Source organism: Streptomyces violens (assembly GCF_000717745.1).
GTDB lineage: Bacteria > Actinomycetota > Actinomycetes > Streptomycetales > Streptomycetaceae > Streptomyces > Streptomyces violens.
Map to the genome: position 1 here is coordinate 1 of NZ_JOBH01000054.1, position 229 is coordinate 229.

At 72.1% G+C, this 229-nt stretch carries 1 pseudogene; it reads right to left on the minus strand.

Annotated features, from left to right (window positions below):
- Positions 1 to 229, minus strand: a pseudogene (locus IF04_RS36375) (regulator); the annotation flags it as partial.

Genomic DNA, 229 nt, shown 5'->3' on the forward strand with positions numbered 1-229 from the left:
CGCCAGGATCCGCAGGCCGGGCGCCGCCCTCAGCAGTGCCTCGGCGGCGAACGCGCAGGCATCGGTCAGGTGCTCGCAGGTGTCCAGCACCAGCAGCAGTTCCCGCTCGGCCAGGTACTCCGCCAGCACGTCGATCATCGGGCGGGTGGTCTGATCGGCCAGCGGCAGCGCCTCGGCGATGGTGTGCGCCAGCAGATCACCCTGGCGCAGCGGCGAGAGCTCCACCAGC